Consider the following 17,616-nt stretch of genomic DNA (forward strand, 5'->3'; position numbering starts at 1 on the left):
ATGGGCAGCCGTGTGGCTGCATGTCAACCCGGGAGGGGTGGTGGAGCCACCGGGGAGGGTGGCGGAGCGCTGTGGCTGGAAATCGGGATGCCGCCGCCAAAAAATAACCAAGCACGCTTGCTTGTTTCTGCTCCCGCTGCCATGCTCCAGGGCACACCGCCGCCGTCCCCCGAGGGGAGCGCTCCGTGCCCGACGTGCCCAAAGCTTCCGGCGCCGCCGCCACCGCCGCCGTGCTCGGCGACCTGCGCGACGAGAGCGCCGAACTCGACCGTATGGTCGGCGAGTTGGACAGTGAAGGGTGGGCCCGGCCCACCCCCGCCCCCGGCTGGACCATCGCCCACCAGATCGCCCACCTCGCCTGGACCGACCAGGCCGCCCTCCTCGCCGCCACCGACCCCGACGCGTTCACCGCGCATGCCGCCGTCGCGCTGAAGTCGCCGGACACCTTCGTCGACGACGGCGCCCGCGAAGGCGCCGCGTTGCCGCCCGCCGAGCTGCTCGCCCGCTGGCGGGACGAGCGCGACGAACTCCAGCGCGTGCTCCGGGAAGCCCCCGCCGGCGCCCGCTTCCCCTGGTACGGGCCGCCCATGTCCGCCGCCTCCGTCGCGACCGCCCGCCTCATGGAGACCTGGGCCCACGCCCAGGACGTCGCCGACGCCCTCGGCGTCCACCGCGAACCCACCGACCGGCTCCGCCACGTCGCCCGCATCGGCGTCCGCGCCCGCGACTACGCGTACGGCGTACGAGGCCGCACCCCGCCCGCCGAGGACTTCCGCGTCGAACTCCTCGCCCCGAGTGGTGACTTGTGGGTGTACGGGCCTGATGACGCGGCCCAGCGCGTCACCGGGCCCGCCCTCGACTTCTGCCTCCTCGCCACCCGCCGTGCACACCGCGACGACCTCGCCCTGCGCGCCGAAGGGCCCGACGCCGACCAGTGGCTCGACATCGCCCAGGCCTTCGCCGGGCCGCCCGGCGACGGGAGGAAACCGGCCGGGGAGGCCAAGGGGGCGGGGGCGTGAGCGAGCGGACCTCCGCCCAAAGAACCCTCCGCATCGGTAACTCCAGCGGCTTCTACGGCGACCGCCACACCGCCGTACAAGAAATGCTCACCGGCGGCCCCCTGGACGTCCTCACCGGCGACTACCTCGCCGAGCTGACCATGCTCATCCTCGGCCGCGACCGCCTCAAGGACCCGGCCCGCGGCGGCTACGCGAAGACGTTCCTCAAGCAGATGGAGGAGTGTCTCGGTGAGGCGACCGCCCGCGGCGTCCGCGTCGTCACCAACGCGGGCGGCCTCAATCCGGCGGGATTGGCTAGCGCGCTGCGGGAGTTGGCCGACCGCCTCGGCCTCGACGTACGCGTCGCCCACGTCGAAGGCGACGACCTCGGACCCCGCCACCCCGACGCCCTCACCGCCCACGCCTACCTCGGCGGCTTCGGCATCGCGGCAGCCCTGCGCGCGGGCGCCGACCTCGTCGTCACCGGGCGCGTCACCGACGCCGCCCTCGTCACCGGCCCCGCCGCCGCCCACTTCGGCTGGGGGCCCGGCGACCACGACCGGCTCGCGGGCGCCGTCGTCGCCGGGCACGTCCTGGAATGCGGCACCCAGGCCACCGGCGGCAACTATGCCTTCTTCGACGAGTTCGACCCCGCTGCTCTGGTCCGGCCCGGCTTTCCCCTCGCCGAGATCCATGCCGACGGCTCTTCCGTCATCACCAAGCACCCCGGCACCGGCGGCGTCGTCGACGTCGGCACCGTCACCGCCCAGCTTCTGTACGAGACCTCCGGCGCCCGCTACGCCGGGCCCGACGTCACCGCCCGCCTCGACACCGTCCGCCTCAGCCAGGAGGGCCCCGACCGCGTCCGCGTCGACGGCGTACGCGGTGAGGCACCGCCGCCCACCCTCAAGGCCGGACTCACCCGCCTCGGCGGGCACCGCAACGAAGTCGTGTTCGTCCTCACGGGACTCGGCATCGAGGCGAAGGCCGATCTCGTCCGTGCCCAGATCGAGGACGCGTTCGATCAGGTCAATTCCTGTCCTGGTTACGTGCATTGGGAGCTCGCCCGCACCGATCACCCCGACGCACCCACCGAGGAGACCGCCAGCGCCCTGCTGCGGCTCGTCGTGCGCGACCCGGACGCGGACGTCGTCGGCCGGGCCGTCACCGGAGCCGCGATCGAGCTCGCGCTCGGCAGCTACCCCGGGTTCCACGTCACGGCCCCGCCCGGCAAGGGGACTCCGTACGGCGTCTTCGAGGCCGTGTACGTCGACGCGACCTCCGTCGACCACGTGGCGGTCCTGGCGGAGGGCGGGCGCCGCGTGCACATCCCGGCGCCGAGCGACACGCGGGAGCTGGCCGACGTCCAACCGCCGCCGCTGCCCGAGCCCTTGGCGTACGAACACGACCGGACCCGCCGCGCCCCTCTCGGCCTCGTCGCCGGAGCCCGCAGCGGCGACAAGGGCGGGGACGCGAACGTCGGGGTGTGGGTGCGCACGGACGAGGCGTGGCGGTGGCTCGCCCACACCCTCACCGTCGAGCTGTTCCGTGAACTCCTTCCAGAGACGGCGGACTTGGCCGTGCGGCGACACGTCCTGCCCAATCTGCGTGCCCTCAACTTCGTCGTCGAGGGCATCCTCGGCGCGGGCGTCGCCTCGCAGGCCCGCTTCGACCCGCAGGCCAAGGCCCTCGGCGAGTGGCTGCGCGCCCGCCACGTCGACATACCGGAGGTATTGCTGTGACCGTGGAGGTGCAACCGTGACCGTGCTCGCGTCCGCGCTCGACCCCGCGAGCCCCGAGTACACCGCCCACCGCGAGGCCATGCTCACCAAGCTCGCCGAGCTCGACGCCGAGCAGGCCAAGGCGCTGGAGGGCGGCGGCGAGAAGTACGTCCAACGGCACCGCGACCGGGGGAAGTTGCTCGCCCGGGAGCGGATCGAGCTGCTGCTCGACCCCGACACGCCGTTCCTGGAGCTGTCCCCGCTGGCCGCCTGGGGGAGCGACTATGCGGTCGGGGCCTCCATGGTGACGGGCATCGGCGTCGTCGAAGGCGTGGAGTGCCTGATCACGGCCAATGACCCGACGGTACGCGGCGGTGCCAGCAATCCCTGGACGCTGAAGAAGGCATTTCGCGCGCACGAGATCGGGCATGCCAACCGGCTGCCGTCCATCCATCTCGTCGAGTCCGGGGGTGCCGATCTGCCCTCCCAGAAGGAGATCTTCATCCCGGGCGGCGCCCTGTTCAAGCACCTCACGCAGTCCTCGGCGGCTGGGATACCGACCATCGCCGTCGTCTTCGGGAACTCCACGGCGGGCGGCGCCTACGTGCCCGGCATGTGCGACCACGTGATCATGGTCAAGGAGCGTGCGAAGGTGTTCCTCGGCGGGCCGCCGCTGGTGAAGATGGCGACCGGCGAAGAGAGCGACGACGAGTCGCTGGGTGGCGCCGAGATGCACGCCCGCACCTCTGGCCTCGCCGACCACCTCGCCCAGGACGAACACGACGCCCTCCGCCAGACCCGCCGCGTCGTCGCCCGCCTCAACTGGCGCAAGGCGCACGCCGATCCGGCCACGCCCGCGGAGCCCCCCAAGTACGACGCCGACGAACTTCTCGGCGTCGTCCCCGGCGACCTGCGCACCCCCTTCGACCCGCGCGAGGCCATCGCGCGCCTCGTCGACGGCTCCGACTTCGACGAGTTCAAGCCGCTCTACGGCAGCAGCCTGGTCACCGGCTGGGCGAGCCTGCACGGCTACCCCCTCGGCATCCTCGCCAACGCGCAGGGCGTGCTGTTCTCCGAGGAGTCGCAGAAGGCCGCCCAGTTCATCCAGCTCGCCAACCAGCGCGACATCCCGCTCCTCTTCCTGCACAACACCACCGGCTACATGGTCGGCAAGGAGTACGAGCAGGGCGGCATCATCAAGCACGGCGCCATGATGATCAACGCGGTGTCCAACAGCCGAGTGCCGCATCTCTCCGTCCTGATGGGCGCTTCCTACGGCGCCGGGCACTACGGCATGTGCGGGCGCGCCTACGACCCCCGCTTCCTGTTCGCCTGGCCCAGCGCCAAGTCGGCGGTGATGGGGCCGCAGCAGCTCGCGGGCGTCCTGTCGATCGTCGCCCGGCAGTCGGCGGCCGCGAAGGGCAAGCCGTACGACGAGGACGCCGACGCGGCGCTGCGCGCGATGGTGGAGCAGCAGATCGAGTCCGAGTCGCTGCCGATGTTCCTCTCGGGGCGCCTTTACGACGACGGGGTCATCGACCCGCGTGACACCCGCACCGTCCTCGGCATCTGCCTGTCGGCGATCCACACGGCCCCGGTCGAGGGCGCGCGCGGCGGCTTCGGCGTCTTCAGGATGTGAGGCAAGGTGACTGAATCACTCATGGTTTCCGAATCACCCGTGATCTCCAAGCTGTTGGTCGCGAACCGGGGCGAGATCGCCTGCCGCGTCTTCCGTACGTGCCGTGAGCTGGGCATCGCCACCGTCGCCGTGCACTCCGACGCCGACGCGGACGCCCTGCACGTACGCGAGGCCGATGAGGCCGTACGCCTTCCGGGGGCGGCGCCGTCCGAGACGTATCTGCGCGGCGAGCTGATCGTGAAGGCCGCGCAGGCGGCGGGCGCCGACGCCGTCCATCCCGGCTACGGGTTCCTCTCCGAGAACGCCGAGTTCGCGCGGGCCGTCACCGACGCGGGCCTGGTGTGGATCGGGCCGCCTCCGGAGGCCATCGAGGCGATGGCGTCCAAGACGCGCGCGAAGGAGCTGATGGGCCTCGCACCGCTCGCCGCCGACGCGGTCACCGAGGCCGACCTCCCGGTGCTCGTGAAGGCGGCGGCCGGTGGCGGCGGGCGCGGGATGCGAGTCGTACGGGAACTCGCCACGCTGAAGGGCGAGTTGGAGGCCGCGCGGGCCGAGGCGGTCAGTGCCTTCGGTGACGGTGAGGTGTTCGTCGAGCCGTACGTCGAGGGCGGGCGGCACATCGAGGTGCAGGTCCTCGCGGACGCGCACGGGACGGTGTGGCCGCTCGGGACGCGCGACTGCACGCTCCAGCGCCGCCACCAGAAGGTCGTCGAGGAGTCCCCGGCGCCCGGCCTCGCCGACGAACTCGTGCGCAGGCTTGATGAATTGTCTGCGCGCGCCGCCCGCGCCACCGACTACCGGGGCGCGGGCACCGTGGAGTTCCTCGTCGCCCCCGACGGCACCCCGCACTTCCTGGAGATGAACACCCGCCTCCAGGTCGAACACCCCGTAACGGAGGCCGTGTTCGGCCTCGACCTGGTCGCCCTGCAAATCCGGATCGCGGAGGGCGAGCCGCTGGACGGCCCCGAGCCGCCGCCCGCGCGCGGGCACGCCGTCGAGGCCCGCCTGTACGCCGAGGACCCGGCGGCCGGCTGGGCCCCGCAGACCGGCACCCTGCACCGCCTGTCCGTGCCGGACGGGGTGCGCCTGGACACCGGGTACGCGGACGGCGACGCCGTCGGCGTGCACTACGACGCGATGCTGGCGAAGGTCGTCGCCCACGCGCCCACCCGGGCCGAGGCCCTCCGCAGGCTCGCGGGCGCCCTGGAGCGGACCGTGGTGCACGGCCCGGTCACCAACCGGGAGCTGCTCGTACGCTCCCTGCGGCACCCGGAGTTCACGGCGGCCCGCATGGACACGTCGTTCTACGACCGCCACCTCCCCGAGCTGACGGCGGCCGACCCCGGCCCGGCGGCCCGCCACGCCCCGCTGGCCGCCGCGCTCGCCGACGCCTGCGGCCGCTCCCGCTTCGGCGGCTGGCGCAACCTGCCCTCCCAGCCGCAGGTCAAGCGGTACCGGACCGAAGCGGACGGCGTCGAGCACGAGGTCCGGTACGAGCACCGTCGTGACGGCCTGACGGCGGCCGGCGTCCGGGTCGTGCGTGCCGCGCGCGACCTCGTCGTACTCGAAGTGGACGGCGTACGACGGGAATTCACGGTGGCCCGGTACGGTCCCTCGGCCAACGGCGAAGACCGCGTGTACGTCGGGAACGTGGCCCTCACCGCGCTGCCGCTGCTGCCCGAGCCCGCCCTGCGGCAGGAGCCGGGCTCGCTGCTCGCGCCGATGCCGGGGACGGTGCTGCGGGTGGCGGACGGCCTGGCGGAGGGCGCGCGGGTCGAGGCCGGGCAGCCGGTCGTCTGGCTGGAGGCGATGAAGATGGAGCACCGCGTCGTGGCTCCCGCCTCCGGAGTGCTCACGGCGCTGCACGCGGAACCGGGCCGGCAGGTCGAGGTGGGCGCACTGCTCGCGGTGGTCCAGGAAGACGTACAGCTCTCCGTGGTCAAAGAAGACGTACAGGAGGATCGACTGTGAAGGCTCCCGTGCTCGAAACCGAGGAACACAAGGCCCTGCGCGCGGCCGTCGCCGCCCTCGGCAAGCGCTACGGCCGCACCTACATGACCCGCGTCGTCCAGAGCGAGGGCCACCCTGACGAACTGTGGGCGGACGCCGCCAAGCTGGGCTATCTGGGCGTGAGCCTGCCCGAGGAGTACGGCGGCGGGGGCGGCGGCATCGCGGAACTCTCCATCGTCCTGGAGGAGTTGGGCGCGGCGGGCAGCCCTCTCCTCATGCTGGTGGTGTCCCCGGCGATCTGCGGCACGGTGATCGCGCGCTTCGGCACCGGGGCGCAGAAGCGGGAGTGGCTGCCGGGCCTGGCCGACGGCACCCGCACGATGGCGTTCGGCATCACCGAGCCCGACGCGGGCTCCAACTCGCACCGCATCACCACCACCGCCCGCAGGGACGGCGACGACTGGATCCTGACCGGCCGCAAAGTCTTCATCTCCGGCGTGGACATCGCCGACGCGACCCTCGTCGTCGGCCGCACCGAGGACGCCCGCACCGGCAAGCTCAAACCCTGCCTGTTCATCGTCCCGCGCGACGCGGCCGGCTTCACACGCCACCGCATCGACATGGAACTCCAGGCCCCGGAGAAGCAGTTCGAGCTGGTCCTCGACGACGTGCGGCTGCCCGCGGACGCGCTCGTCGGCGACGAGGACGCCGGCCTGCTCCAGCTCTTCGCGGGGCTCAACCCCGAGCGCATCATGACGGCGGCGTTCTCGCTGGGCATGGCGCGGTACGCGCTGTCGCGGGCGGTGGAGTACGCGAAGGAACGCACCGTGTGGCAGCAGCCCATCGGAGCCCACCAGGCCCTGGCCCACCCCCTCGCCCAGTCGCACATCGAGATCGAGCTGGCCCGCCTGATGATGCAGAAGGCGGCCCGGCTGTACGACGACGGCGACGACATGGGCGCGGGCGAGGCCGCGAACATGGCGAAGTTCGCGGCGGCCGACGCGTGCGTGAAGGCCGTGGACCAGGCGGTGCACACCCTCGGCGGGAACGGCCTGACCAAGGAGTTCGGGCTCGCCTCGCTGATCGTGGCGTCCCGGGTGGCGCGGATCGCGCCGGTGAGCCGGGAGATGATCCTGAACTACGTGTCCCACCAGAGCCTGGGCCTGCCCAAGTCGTACTAGGAGTTCTGATGGCCAGGGAGTTCTGATGGCAACCCGGACAGGTCCTGTCCTGGTCGCGGCGCCGGACCGGGGCATCGTCACCCTCACCCTCGACTCGCCCGCCAACCGCAACGCACTCTCGGCGGCGCTGGTCGGCGAACTGGCGTCCGCGCTGGAGGATGTGCGCAAGGACAACTCCGTACGAGCCCTCGTCCTCACCCACACCGGCACGACGTTCTGCGCGGGCGCGGACCTGCGCGAACCGCCGGACCCGGGGGCGTTCGTGGCGCTGCTGCGGCAGGTCGTGGAGCTGCCCAAGCCGGTGGTGGCGCGGGTGACGGGGCACGTACGGGCGGGTGGGCTCGGCCTGCTCGCGGCGTGCGACATCGCGGCGGCGGGCGGCACGGGCGCGTCGTTCGCGCTGACCGAGGTGCACATCGGTGTCGTACCGGCGGTGATCTCGCTGACCCTGCTGCCGCGCCTGGACCCGCGCGCGGCGGGCCGCTACTACCTCACCGGGGAGCGGTTCGACGCGGCGGAGGCGGCACGGATCGGCCTGATCACGGCGTACGCGACCGAGGCCGAGGACGTCGACGGGGTGCTCGCCCCCATCCTCGACGGGCTGCGCAAGGCGGCTCCGGGGGCGCTGGCCGACGCGAAGAGACTCGTCACGGCTAGGGTGCTTGACGCATTCGAACAGGAAGCGGACGCCCTCGTCGCCCTCTCGGCGCACCGCTTCGGCTCGGCCGAGGCGCGGGAGGGGATGGCGGCGTTCCTGGAACGACGGGAGCGTTCATGGGCGCTGTGACCGAGGCCGACCGCGCGCCCAAGCAGGACCGCAGCCGCGTCACCCGGCAGCGGCTCCTGGAGGCCGCCGTGTCCTGCCTCGCCGAGCACGGCTGGGCCGGATCGACGGTGTCCGTGGTGGCCGAGCGGGCCGGGGTGTCGCGCGGCGCCGCCCAGCACCACTTCCGCACCCGCGAGGAGCTGTTCACGGCTGCGGTGGAGTACGTCGCCGAGGAGCGGTCGGCCGCGCTGCGCGGGCTGTTCCCCGGCGGCGCCGACGCCGGGGCCGACCGGGCGGCGGTGATCGGCGCGCTCGTCGACCTCTACACCGGCCCCTTGTTCCGGGCCGCGCTGCATCTGTGGGTGGCGGCGTCCCACGAGGAGCAACTGGGCGGCCGGGTAGCCGAGTTGGAGGCCCGTGTCGGGCGGGAGACGCATCGCATTGCGGTGGAGCTGCTGGGTGTGGACGAGTCGCGCCCCGGCGTACGGGAGACGGTCCAGGGGCTCCTGGACATGGCGCGGGGGCTGGGCCTGGCGAACCTCCTCACGGACGACGCCGCGCGACGGAAGCGGGTTGTGGCGGAGTGGGGGCGGCTGGTGGACGAGGCGCTGCGCTGAGCCTTCCCCGCTGCGTCCATTAGCGCGCTCCGCGCGCGGGCACCCCTTCCCGAAACCGGGGGCTCCGCCCCCGGACCCCCGCTCCTCAAACGCCGGAGGGGCTATTTCCCCACCCGCCCGCCCTTACTACCTGCCGGAACAGCCGGTGAGGTTTCAGCCCGCGCGGCGGAATTTCAGCCCGCCCGGCGCTTGAGGACGAGCCGCAAAGCGGCGATCGGCGGGGGCCGTCCCACCCACCCGCGACCCCCACCCCTCCCAGCCCGTCCGGCGATTGAGGACGAGCCGCGGAGCGGCGACAGCGGGGGTCCAGGGGGCGGCAGCCCCCTGGTTACGGGAAGGGGTGGGATTGGGGAGAGCCCCGCAGGGCCCCGCCTCAGCCCGAGATCTCCCGAGGGCTCCGCGCCGCGGGCCCCACATACCGGGCGGAGGGCCGCACCAGGCGGCCGGTGCGCTTCTGCTCAAGAATGTGCGCCGACCACCCAGCAGTCCGCGCACACGTGAACATCGACGTGAACATGTGCGCCGGCACCTCCGCAAAGTCAAGGACGATCGCCGCCCAGAACTCCACGTTGGTGGCAAGCACACGATCCGGCCGACGGGCGTGCAACTCGTCAAGGGCCGCCTTCTCCAGGGCCTCGGCAACCTCGAAGCGAGGGGCACCCAGCTCACGGGCGGTACGCCGCAGAACACGGGCACGCGGATCCTCCGCGCGGTACACCCGGTGCCCGAAGCCCATCAGACGCTCACCCTTGTCCAGGGCCTGCTTGACGTACGCGACGGCGTCACCGGTGCGCTCGATCTCCTCGATCATGCCGAGGACACGGGAGGGCGCGCCACCGTGCAGCGGCCCGGACATGGCCCCGACGGCACCGGACAGCGCGGCGGCGACATCGGCGCCGGTGGAGGCGATGACGCGGGCGGTGAAGGTGGAGGCGTTCATGCCGTGCTCGGCGGCCGACGTCCAGTACGCGTCGACGGCCTGCACATGGCGCGGATCGGGCTCCCCGCGCCAGCGCCGCATGAACCGCTCGACAACGGTCTCGGCCTTGTCGATCTCGCGCTGCGGAACCATCGGCAGGCCCTGTCCGCGCGCGGACTGGGCGACGTACGAAAGCGCCATGACGGCGGCGCGCGCCAGGTCGTCGCGGGCCTGGGCCTCGTCGATGTCGAGGAGCGGGCGCAGGCCCCACACGGGGGCGAGCATGGCGAGCGCGGACTGCACGTCGACGCGGATGTCGCCGGAGTGCACGGGGATCGGGAACGGCTCGGCGGGCGGCAGGCCGGGATCGAAGGCGCCGTCGACGAGCAGCCCCCACACCTTGCCGAAGGAGACTTGGCCGACCAGGTCCTCGATGTCGACGCCCCGATAGCGCAGGGCACCGCCTTCCTTGTCCGGTTCGGCGATCTCCGTCTCGAAAGCGACGACTCCTTCAAGTCCGGGTACGAAGTCGGACATCAGGCGGCTCCTCATGATGTGTGCGACACGGTGTGTACGACGGGATGTGTACAGGATGTGTACGGGATGTCCGCGACCCGAGGCCTGGGCACTTGGGTCCGGGGTAACCCGGTGATGCCCCGCGCGGCCGGAGGTCACCCAACCGACACGGATTCGGAACGATAACCCTTGGTGCCACCCTTGGCGATGGACTGCGGCACCCAGTGCCACACATCACCTCTTGATGGGGGCGCGCGCCCGCCGACTGCCGCCGTGTGACGGGGTGTTCGTATACGGCAAGATGACCGCGTGACCGACTTCCGTGCCACTGCCTCCGACGCTTCCGGCGCATCCGACGCCTCTGACGCATCCGACGCCTCTGACGCATCCGAAGTCCCGAGTTCCGCCGGCGTGGCGGACGCCGCGGATCTGGCCGCCATGCGCGCGCACTATGTGGCCGAGGGCATCTCCGAGGCCGACTGTGCCGCCGATCCCGTCGAGCAGTTCGGGCGCTGGTTCGCGCAGGCGGCCGCCGAGGCGGCGGATCCCGCCGGGGTGATCCACGAGCCGAACGCCATGGTCGTGTCGACGGCCGACGCGCAGGGGCGGCCGAGCTCCCGCACGGTGCTCCTGAAGGGGTACGACGCGCGCGGCTTCGTCTTCTTCACGAACTACGAGTCCCGCAAGGCGCGGGACATCGACGCGAACCCGCATGTCTCGCTGCTGTTCCCCTGGCATCCGATGGGCCGCCAGGTCATCGTGACCGGCACGGCGGTGCGGACCGGGCGGGACGAGACCGTCCGCTACTTCCGCAGCCGGCCGCACGGCTCCCAGCTCGGGGCCTGGGCCAGCGCGCAGTCCTCCGTGATCGGCTCGCGCGACGAACTCGACGCTTCGTACGCCGAGTTGGCGGCGCGCTATCCGGAGGGCGAGCAGGTTCCGGCGCCGCCGCACTGGGGTGGCTACCGGGTCGTCCCGCTCGCCGTCGAGTTCTGGCAGGGGCGCACCAATCGGCTGCACGACCGCCTGTGCTATATCCGCGAGGACGTTTCCGCGGGGTGGACGCTGCGGCGCCTCTCCCCGTGACACGGCCCCGAGGCTATGCGGCGGGTCTCTCCCACCCGCCCGCCCGTTTCCAGTCGAACTGGGGTTCCGGGCCCGAAGCGCCCGCACTGCCAACCGGACGCGTGCCCGGCACCGGGCTTCCGGTGCCGCGTACGGCTGCCCGGCGTCGCTGAGCTCCGTTTCGGCGGGTTTCTCCCGCCCGCCCGTTTCCAGTCGAACTGGGGTTCCGGGCCCGAAGCGCCCGCACTGCCAACCGGACGCGTGCCCGGCACCGGGCTTCCGGTGCCGCGTACGGCTGCCCGGCGTCGCTGAGCTCCGTTTCGGCGGGTTTCTCCCGCCCGCCCGTTTCCAGTGGGACTAGGGTTTCGGGCCCGAAGCGCCCGCACTGCTCGCCGCCCTCGCGCCCGGCACCGCGCTTCCGGTGCCGGGCGCGGCTGCCTGGCGTCGCTGAGGTCCGTTTCGGCGGGATCGGCTCGTGGTGCCGGGTGTGGTCGTCCGGCGTTGCCGAGATGGTTTCGGCAGGTAGTGAGGGCGGGTGGGTGGGGGAAAGCCTGTCCGGCGTTTGAGGACGAGGCCGTTCAGGCCGATTCGGGGGTCCGGGGGCGGAGCCCCCGGCAGGAGGCTCCGCCCGCGCCGGGCGTCGGGTCGGGCGGGGCTACGAGCCCGCCAGGACCCCGTCCAAGAACGGCTCGATTGCTTCGCGCCAGCCGTCCGGGCGGTCGTAGTGGACGAGGTGACCGGCGTCGGGCACCTCGGCGTAGGCGCCGCGGGGGAGGACGCGGACCATTTCCTGGGCCTCGGCGCGGCCCAGCTCGCCGTCGAGGCCGCGGACGACCAGGGCGGGGCACTGGACCTGGACGAGCTCTTCCCAGTGCGCGTCGTACACCCAGGTCTCGCGGGACTTCAGCATCTGGGAGGGGTCGAAGACGGGGCGCCAGCCGTCCGGGCCCTCGGCCATGATCTCGGAGAAGAAGGCACCCCGCGAGGGGTTGGGCCGCTCCACCCACGGATCGTCCTCGCCGAACCACTTCCGCACGTCCGCGAGCGTCGCGAACGGCACCGGCCAGGACTTGAACCAGGCCTCCCACTCCCGCTGGGACGCGGCGCCGAGCGCCGACGCGCGCATGTCGCAGATGATCAGGCCCCGGACCAGGTCCGGGCGGCGCGCGGCGAGCTGCCAGGCGGTGAGCGCGCCCATGGAGTGCCCGATGAGCACCGCGGGGGCGAGGCCGAGCTGCTCCAGGGCGGCCTCGGCATCGTCCACGTAGGCCTCGCGGTTGAAGGGGCCCTCGGCCGGCTTGTCGCTCTGGCCGTGCCCGCGCTGGTCGAGCGCGACCGCGCGATGCCGCTCGGAGAGCCAGCGGGCGGTGCTCGCCCAGTGCGAGGCGCGGCCCATCAGGCCGTGCAGCAACAGCACCCCGCCGGGGGACGAATCGGCCTCCCTCGACTTGGGAGGGTCGGCATACTCCCAGGCGGCAAGGCTCACGCCGCCCGCGCCGGTCACGTCGATGCGCCGCACCATGGTCCCAGGCACCCCCCTTGATTCCGATCGGGACGTTCACTCACGCACCCCGGCACGCTATCGAACCCTCATTCGAAAACGGCCGTCTTGCCGCCAACACCCCTCGTTCGGGTGACCACTCTCAAGGATTGACCGCCGCCGCCGAGGGGAGATCTTCAACGGGGGGCGGGCCGCTCGGGGAAATCGGTCCGAGGGGGGTGACCCTGGGAGCTCGGGGCTCCGGGTCAGAACAGGGGAGGACAGGCCCCGGCGCTCAAGGGCGCCGGGGCCCTCTGCGTGCGGGGCGTGCGGGAGGTGCGCGGCGCGCGGCCTGCCACGCCCCGCGCGCGTCCGTTCACCAGCCGGGCACATCGTCTGCCCCCTCTCCGGCCCGCGGCCAGGACCCGGTGAACATCCGGCCAAGTCCCGATGCCGGCACGGTCAAGAGCCCTCAGGTCATATGCCTCTCGCGACAGCCTCGCACGCAAACCGTCCCCGCGCTGCGATTCGGCACACTGAATCTTGGGCTCCGGCGGGTCTCGGACTCGTCTCAACTGCCCCTGTCATAACGCCCGTTGACAGTGACGACGAGACCGGGACCCGGCCCGGAGCCGGACGCCGATCTCAGCGCTTGGCGACGAACACGTGCGACGCGACGTCCGCCGCGAGCTCGGCGGCCTCGCCGCTGCTGCCCACGAGCACCCCCCCGGCGGACTCCGTCACGCTCACGACCGAGCCGGGCTGCACGCCCGCGCGCCGGAGCGTGTACATGAGCTGGGCGTCCGTCTGGATCGGCTCGCCGATCCGGCGCACCACGACCGTCTTGCCGTCCGTGCCCGGGTCGAGGTCGATCAGGGAGACCATGCCCTCGTCCAGGAACGGGTCGGCGCCGTCCTTCTCGCCGAGCTCTTCCAGGCCCGGGATGGGGTTGCCGTACGGCGACTCGGTGGGGTGGCGCAGGAGCTCCAGGACGCGGCGCTCCACGGCCTCGCTCATCACGTGCTCCCAGCGGCAGGCCTCGGCGTGCACCTGCTCCCACTCCAGGCCGATCACGTCGACCAGCAGGCACTCGGCGAGGCGGTGCTTGCGCATCACGCGCGTGGCGAGGCGACGGCCCTCCTCGGTCAGTTCCAGGTGCCTGTCGCTGGCGACGGCCACCAGGCCGTCACGCTCCATCCGCGCCACCGTCTGGCTCACCGTCGGACCGCTCTGGTCGAGCCGCTCGGCGATCCTGGCGCGCATGGGGACGACACCCTCCTCCTCCAGCTCGAGGATGGTGCGCAAATACATCTCAGTGGTGTCAATAAGCCCCGACATGGGTGCCCCTCAGAATTCGCTCGTGCGCTGGCCCTGCCCTTAATTCTGACGCATACCACTGACAAGCGGGTTGCGCCGGGGAAACAGGCTCTACAGCGGCGGCCAGAGGCCGTATTGACAGGGTGCTGGTCCAGACCGCACCGTGATCGGCGACACGACGGGACACGGCGGGACGAAGGGGTTTCGCGGATGAGCCAGGGACCGAGCCGGAGACCGCTCCAGGGACCGGAAGACGGCGGCGGCGAGCCGCTGGCCGCGCGCTACCTCGACGCCGCCATCGACCTGCTGCGACGGGTCCGGGACGAGGAGTCCGGGGCCATCACGGCCGCCGGCGAGCTGATCGCCGACGCCGTCGCCGCCGACGGCCGCCTCTTCGCCTTCGGCGCGGGCCACTCCTCGCTGGCCGCCCAGGACGTCGTCTACCGCGCGGGCGGCCTCGCCCTGATGAACCTGCTCTCCGTGCCCGGTGCCGTCGGCGTCGACGTGATGCCCGCGACGCTCGGCTCGGCCCTGGAGCGCGTCGACGGCCTCGCGGGCGCCGTCCTCGACTCCAGCCCGGTCCGGCCCGGCGACGTCCTAGTGATCATTTCCCTCTCCGGGCGTAATTCGCTGCCCGTGGAAATGGCCATGAACGCCCGCGCGCTCGGCCTGAAGGTCATCGGCGTGACGTCGGTGGCGTACGCGACGGAGACGAAGTCGCGGCATGTTTCCGGGACCTTCCTCAAGGACCATTGCGACCTCGTCCTCGACTCCAAGATCGCCGTTGGGGACGCGGAGCTGAACGTCGACTCCGTGGACGCGCCGTTCGGGCCCGCCTCCACGATGGTCGCCAGTGCGCTTATGCAGGCCATGATGGCCTGCGCCGCGGGCGCTCTGGCCGCGCGGGGGATTCAGCCGCCCTTGCTGCGTTCCGGGAACGTGGACGGGGGGCATGACTGGAACGGGCGGGTTTTCGCTGAGTACGGGGATCGCATTTTCTACCGGCGTTGAGGGCTCCGCTGGTGGGGCGGTGTTTCACCTGCGGGCCGGTGGGGGCTTGTCGCGCAGTTCCCCGCGCCCCTGACGGGGCGCTCCTTGCCGGGCCGGAAACCGCACGGTCACCCGTAGTCCGCCGCCCGCTCCGTTCGCCTTTGCCTCCGCCTTGGCCCCGTGTGCCCGCGCGATTGCCGCCACGATCGACAGGCCCAGGCCCGCGCCCTCGTCGTGGGCGTGGGTGCGTTCGCGTAGGCGGCGGAACGGTTCGAAGAGGTGGGTGACGGTGTCGGGCGGGATGGCGGGGCCGGTGTTGGTGACCGTGACCGCGTCGGACGTCGTGGTCACCTCGACGTGGCCGCCGGGCACGTTGTGGCGTACGGCGTTCGCGACCAGGTTGTGTACGAGGCGCTCTAGCAGGACGCCGTCGCCGTGGACGGTGAGCGGGTTCGCCCGCACGGCGACCGTGACGTCGCGCCGGGCGGCCTCCTCCGCGAGCGCGTCGGCCACCTCGCGGGCGGTGACGTCCAGGGCGACGGGTTCGTGTCGCTCCAGGGTGCGGCCGTGGCCGGGGCCGTCGGGACCGGCGGTGGTGGCGAGCAGCAGTAGCCCCTCGATGAGGCGCTCGCTGTCGTCGGCGACGGAGATGAGCTTGGTGCGGATGCGGGCGACCCGCTCGGGCGCCGGGTCCCCGGCGAGCCCGATCTCGGCGGCGGCCCGCTGCACCGCCAGCGGCGTACGCAGCTCGTGCGCCGCGTTGGCCGCGAACCGCTGCTGCGCGCCGACGAGCCGCTCGATGCGGTCCAGCATGGCGTCGAAGGTGTCGGCGAGCTGCTTGAGCTCGCCCGGGGGCGCGTCCAGGGCGATGCGTTCGTGCAGGTTCGTGCCGGACAGGCGGCGCGCGCTGTCGGTGATCACGGCGACGGGGCGCAGCACCCGCCCCGCCATCCACCAGGCCAGGGCGACGGACAGCACGGCGTACGCGGCCAGGACGATCACGGACACCGAAAGGAGGCGGCCGAGCGCGGCCTCGCCCGCGGCGTCGCTGAGCCGGGTCACCGCCTGCGCGGGCACGGTGTCGACGGGCAGCATGGGCCGCGTGGGAGCGGCCGCCACCCCCTCCGTCGGCAGGGTCGCCCACGGCGGGTGCAAGGCGTCCCGGTCGACCCTGGTCCCGGGCACGGCCGTGGTGACCGCCGTACTGATCGACGAGTACAGGCCCTGCTGCACGAGCAGATACACCACGCCGGTGAGCAGCGCCCCGGCGAGGACGAGCAGGACGCCGTAGAGGGCGGTGAGCCGGGCCCGCTCGCCGTGCATGCCGAGACCGCGACCGAGACCGCGACCGAGATCGCGGGGCGCGCCGAGGCCGCCGGGTGCGCCGAGGCCGCGGGGTGCGCCGAACCTTCGGGTAGTGCTGAGCCCGCGCAGGCGGCGACCGAGACCGGGACCGAGCCTGTGACCGCGACCGCGGGGCGCGCCGAGGCCGAGGGGCGCCCCGAGCCTTCGGCCGGCGCCGAGCCCGCGCAGGCCGCGGACGCGGGCGCGGGCGCGGACGCGGGCGCCGGGCTCGCGCGGCGCGGCGGCCGCCCCCGCACCCGGGCCGCCCGGGACATCCGCGACGCCCGCGACGCCCGCGACGCCCGGGGCACCCGGGACATCCGCCCTCACAGCGAAAGCCCCGATATCCGGTACCCCGCCCCCGGCACCGTCTCCACCACCCCGGGCTCCCCGAGCTTCGCGCGGAGCTTGGAGAGGGTGACGCGGACGGCGTTGGTGCGGTAGCTGGTGTCCTCCTCCCAGACCTGTTCGATCAGGTCCTCGCCGCTGACGACCGCGCCGTCGGCGCGCAGCAGCGCCTCCAGGACGGCGAATTCCTTGCGGGACAGCGACAGGTGCCGGCCGTCGCGGCTCGCCTGGCGCCGTGCGGTGTCCAGGACGATGCCCGCCCGCTCGATGACCGGCGGCAGCGCGGGCCGGGCGCGCCGCCCGAGGGCGAGGACGCGGGCGAGCAGCTCGTCGTACGCGAACGGCTTGGTCAGGTAGTCGTCGGCGCCGAGACCGAGGCCCGCGACCCGCTCGCGCACCGTGCCCGCCGCCGTGAGCATCAGGACGCGGGTGAGGAGGCGCTGGCGTACGACACGGCGGCACACCTCGTCGCCGTGCACGCCCGGCAGGTCCCGGTCGAGCACGAGCACGTCGTACTCGCCGAGCTGGAGCTTGCGCAGCGCGGTCAGGCCGTCCGCCGCCACGTCGACCGCGAGCGCGTCGCGGCGCAGCCCGTCGGCGACCATCTCGGCCAGGAATTCCTCGTCCTCCACCAGCAGTACGCGCATGCCGCCCTGTGTACCCGAGAGCGGCATTTCGCCGGTGTAAAGGTTTGCCGTGAGAGAGACGAAACCCCGCTTCCCGTGAACCTGTGCCGCAGCGGCCGCGATCAGCGCCGGCCGCCGG

The 17,616-nt window shown here is 72.8% G+C and carries 14 protein-coding genes; 9 read left to right on the plus strand and 5 right to left on the minus strand.

Annotated features, from left to right (window positions below; translation table 11 throughout):
- Positions 1 to 185 precede the first annotated feature (185 nt).
- Genes AC0KTA_RS20955 through AC0KTA_RS20985 form a run of 7 tightly spaced genes read left to right on the plus strand, consistent with a single transcriptional unit; the run spans position 186 to position 8,872 of the window.
- Positions 186 to 1,019 (plus strand): TIGR03084 family metal-binding protein, encoded by an 834-nt coding sequence (locus tag AC0KTA_RS20955; protein WP_481049742.1) that lies wholly within the window; start codon positions 186 to 188, stop codon positions 1,017 to 1,019.
- The gene (locus tag AC0KTA_RS20960; protein ID WP_481049743.1) at positions 1,016 to 2,740 is read left to right on the plus strand and encodes an acyclic terpene utilization AtuA family protein; all 1,725 of its coding nucleotides are present in this window, start codon (positions 1,016 to 1,018) and stop codon (positions 2,738 to 2,740) included. Before AC0KTA_RS20955 ends, AC0KTA_RS20960 begins: the two co-directional genes overlap by 4 nt.
- Positions 2,741 to 2,756: 16 nt before the next feature.
- On the plus strand, positions 2,757 to 4,358 hold the full coding sequence (locus AC0KTA_RS20965) for an acyl-CoA carboxylase subunit beta (protein WP_481049744.1): 1,602 nt from the start codon (positions 2,757 to 2,759) through the stop codon (positions 4,356 to 4,358).
- Positions 4,359 to 4,397: 39 nt separating this feature from the next.
- The gene (locus tag AC0KTA_RS20970; protein ID WP_481056508.1) at positions 4,398 to 6,329 is read left to right on the plus strand and encodes an acetyl/propionyl/methylcrotonyl-CoA carboxylase subunit alpha; all 1,932 of its coding nucleotides are present in this window, start codon (positions 4,398 to 4,400) and stop codon (positions 6,327 to 6,329) included.
- The gene (locus AC0KTA_RS20975; protein WP_481049745.1) at positions 6,326 to 7,489 is read left to right on the plus strand and encodes an acyl-CoA dehydrogenase family protein; all 1,164 of its coding nucleotides are present in this window, start codon (positions 6,326 to 6,328) and stop codon (positions 7,487 to 7,489) included. Before AC0KTA_RS20970 ends, AC0KTA_RS20975 begins: the two co-directional genes overlap by 4 nt.
- A 25-nt stretch (positions 7,490 to 7,514) precedes the next feature.
- Entirely contained in the window at positions 7,515 to 8,276 is a 762-nt protein-coding gene (locus tag AC0KTA_RS20980; RefSeq protein WP_481049746.1) for an enoyl-CoA hydratase family protein, read from the plus strand.
- Positions 8,264 to 8,872 carry a TetR/AcrR family transcriptional regulator gene (locus tag AC0KTA_RS20985; protein WP_481049747.1) on the plus strand — a complete coding sequence of 203 codons (609 nt, stop codon included), beginning with the start codon at positions 8,264 to 8,266 and terminating at the stop codon, positions 8,870 to 8,872. The genes AC0KTA_RS20980 and AC0KTA_RS20985 overlap by 13 nt, the downstream gene beginning before the upstream one ends.
- A gap of 373 nt (positions 8,873 to 9,245) precedes the next feature.
- Here the strand turns inward: AC0KTA_RS20985 and AC0KTA_RS20990 are convergent, their stop codons facing one another.
- The gene (locus AC0KTA_RS20990; protein ID WP_481049748.1) at positions 9,246 to 10,328 is read right to left on the minus strand and encodes a citrate synthase 2; all 1,083 of its coding nucleotides are present in this window, start codon (positions 10,326 to 10,328) and stop codon (positions 9,246 to 9,248) included.
- A gap of 390 nt (positions 10,329 to 10,718) precedes the next feature.
- Between AC0KTA_RS20990 and pdxH the strand changes: the two genes are divergently transcribed.
- Positions 10,719 to 11,393 (plus strand): pyridoxamine 5'-phosphate oxidase, encoded by a 675-nt coding sequence (pdxH, locus tag AC0KTA_RS20995; protein ID WP_481049749.1) that lies wholly within the window; start codon positions 10,719 to 10,721, stop codon positions 11,391 to 11,393.
- 634 nt (positions 11,394 to 12,027) lie between these two features.
- Here the strand turns inward: pdxH and AC0KTA_RS21000 are convergent.
- The gene (locus AC0KTA_RS21000) at positions 12,028 to 12,894 is read right to left on the minus strand and encodes an alpha/beta fold hydrolase (RefSeq protein ID WP_481049750.1); all 867 of its coding nucleotides are present in this window, start codon (positions 12,892 to 12,894) and stop codon (positions 12,028 to 12,030) included.
- Between the two features lie 603 nt (positions 12,895 to 13,497).
- Positions 13,498 to 14,190: an iron-dependent transcriptional repressor DtxR gene (locus tag AC0KTA_RS21005; protein ID WP_030361523.1), complete on the minus strand. Its 693-nt coding sequence runs from the start codon at positions 14,188 to 14,190 to the stop codon at positions 13,498 to 13,500.
- Between the two features lie 189 nt (positions 14,191 to 14,379).
- Between AC0KTA_RS21005 and AC0KTA_RS21010 the strand changes: the two genes are divergently transcribed.
- The gene (locus tag AC0KTA_RS21010; RefSeq protein WP_481049751.1) at positions 14,380 to 15,180 is read left to right on the plus strand and encodes an SIS domain-containing protein; all 801 of its coding nucleotides are present in this window, start codon (positions 14,380 to 14,382) and stop codon (positions 15,178 to 15,180) included.
- Positions 15,181 to 15,204: 24 nt separating this feature from the next.
- Here the strand turns inward: AC0KTA_RS21010 and AC0KTA_RS21015 are convergent, their stop codons facing one another.
- Both AC0KTA_RS21015 and AC0KTA_RS21020 read right to left on the minus strand, forming a co-directional pair.
- Complete coding sequence (locus tag AC0KTA_RS21015; protein WP_481049752.1) at positions 15,205 to 16,833, minus strand: sensor histidine kinase; 1,629 nt, start codon at positions 16,831 to 16,833, stop codon at positions 15,205 to 15,207.
- Complete coding sequence (locus AC0KTA_RS21020; protein ID WP_481049753.1) at positions 16,830 to 17,498, minus strand: response regulator transcription factor; 669 nt, start codon at positions 17,496 to 17,498, stop codon at positions 16,830 to 16,832. Before AC0KTA_RS21020 ends, AC0KTA_RS21015 begins: the two co-directional genes overlap by 4 nt.
- Positions 17,499 to 17,616: the final 118 nt, after the last annotated feature.

It is taken from the genome of Streptomyces sp. Y309 (assembly GCF_056712025.1).